Source organism: Streptomyces phytophilus, assembly GCF_013870535.1.
In the GTDB taxonomy this organism is placed as follows: Bacteria; Actinomycetota; Actinomycetes; order Streptomycetales; family Streptomycetaceae; genus Streptomyces; species Streptomyces phytophilus.
The window spans coordinates 1-2,029 of sequence record NZ_JACBXC010001111.1 but is presented as its reverse complement, the minus strand read 5'-3'; the positions used below and the strand labels follow the sequence as shown (position 1 = coordinate 2,029).

Annotated in this window: 3 protein-coding genes; all 3 read left to right on the top strand. The window is 74.3% G+C overall.

Features of this window, described 5'->3' with window-relative positions; translation table 11 throughout:
• On the top strand, positions 1–571 hold a 571-nt coding region (locus H5J30_RS29625; RefSeq protein WP_309505673.1), incomplete at its 5' end, for an acyl-CoA carboxylase biotin carboxyl carrier protein subunit.
• A complete protein-coding gene (locus H5J30_RS29620; RefSeq protein ID WP_181790417.1) occupies positions 568–1,734 on the top strand; it encodes an acyl-CoA dehydrogenase family protein in 1,167 nt (388 codons plus the stop codon). The genes H5J30_RS29625 and H5J30_RS29620, both read left to right, overlap by 4 nt.
• 33 nt (positions 1,735–1,767) lie before the next feature.
• A partial coding sequence (locus H5J30_RS29615; protein WP_181790415.1) for an enoyl-CoA hydratase-related protein occupies positions 1,768–2,029 on the top strand: 262 nt, incomplete at its 3' end.

Here is a 2,029-nt window from a genome sequence, read left to right as displayed (position 1 = left end):
GAAGGCGTACCGGACCGAGCCCGGTGGCGCCGTGGTCGAGGTGCGTTACCGCCCCACCCGCGACGGCGTACGCGCCGACGACCTGCCCGGTGTGCGCGTCCTCTCCGCCGCCCCCGGGCGCGTGGTGCTCGAAGTCGCCGGTGTCGCCCGTGCCTTCGACGTCGCCGCGTACGGCGCCGCCTCCGCGACGTACGTCGACGCCCCCCGCGGTTCGTACGCGCTGCGCCCCCTCTCCCGCTTTCCCGACCCGCGCGCCGACACCCCGCCCGGCTCCCTCCTCGCCCCCATGCCCGGCACCGTCGTCCGGCTCGCCGACGGAGTGGCCGCGGGCCGGCCCGTACGGCAGGGGCAGCCCCTGCTCTGGCTGGAGGCGATGAAGATGGAGCACAAGGTCACCGCCCCCGCCTCCGGCGTGCTCACCGCCCTGCACGCGGCCCCCGGCCGCCAGGTCGAGGTCGGCGCGCTCCTCGCCGTAGTCGAAGCCGAGGCCGAGGCCGAAGCCGAAGCCCCGGACGCCGAAGCCGCAGTCGAAGACGCCCCGTCCCGCGACCAGGAAGGCCGACAGCCATGACCAGCGCCATCCTCGAAACCCAGGAGCACCGCGACCTCCGCGCCGCCGTCGCCGCCCTCGGCGCCCGCTACGGCCGCGAGTACTTCACCTCCGCCGTACGCGACGGCAGGCACACCGACGAGCTGTGGGCCGACGCGGCCAAGGCCGGCTACCTCGGCGTCAACCTCCCCGAGGCGTACGGCGGCGGAGGCGGCGGCATCGCGGAGCTGGCGATCGTGCTGGAGGAACTCGGCGCCGCCGGCTGCCCGCTGCTCATGCTCGTCGTGTCGCCCGCGATCTGCGGCACGGTCATCGCCCGCTTCGGCACCGAGGGCCAGAAGCAGCAGTGGCTCCCCGGACTCGCCGACGGCACCCGCAAGATGGCGTTCGGCATCACCGAGCCCGACGCCGGGTCCAACTCCCACCGCATCACCACCACCGCCCGCCGCGACGGCGGCGACTGGCTGCTGTCCGGCCGCAAGGTGTTCATCTCGGGTGTCGACATCGCCGACGCCACGCTCGTCGTGGGCCGCACCGAGGACGCCCGCACGGGCAAGCTCAAGCCCTGCCTGTTCATCGTCCCGCGGGACACCGAGGGCTTCCAGCGCACGCGGATACCCATGGAGCTGCACGCTCCGGAGAAGCAGTTCGAGCTGGTCCTCGACGACGTGCGGCTGCCCGCCGACGCCCTCGTCGGCGACGAGGACGCCGGGCTCCTCCAGCTCTTCGCCGGCCTCAACCCCGAGCGCATCATGACCGCCGCGTTCGCGCTCGGCCTCGGGCGGCAGGCGGTGGCGCGGGCCGTCGAGTACGCCCGTACGCGCCAGGTGTGGAAGGGCGGCGCCATCGGCGTGCACCAGGCCATCGCGCATCCGCTCGCGCAGGCGCACATCGAGTTGGAGCTGGCCCGGCTGATGACGCAGAAGGCGGCCGCGCTGTACGACGCCGGGGACGACGCCGGCGCTGGCGAGGCCGCGAACATGGCGAAGTACGCGGCGGCCGAGGCGGCGGCGAAGGCCGTCGACCAGGCCGTGCACACCCTCGGCGGCAACGGGCTCAGCACGGAGTACGGTCTTGCGCAGATGCTCACCGCGTCCCGCGTGGCCAGGATCGCCCCGGTCAGCCGGGAGATGATCCTCAACTACGTGTCGCACCAGACGCTGGGCCTGCCCAAGTCGTACTGACGCCGCCGACGTACCGAAGGAGCACCCCACGCCATGACCGACGCACCCGCAGGGCCGGCCGCCGGCGCCGACGCGCCCGCACCCCTCGTCCGGATCGCGCGCGACGACCGCGGCGTCATCACCACCCTCACCCTCGACTCGCCGCACAACCGCAACGCGCTCTCCACCCGCCTCATGGCCGAGCTGCACGACGGCCTCGCCGCCGCCGCGGCGGACGACGACGTACGGGCCGTCCTGCTCACCCACACCGGCAACACCTTCTGCGCCGGCGCCGACCTCGGCGAGGCCACGGCGG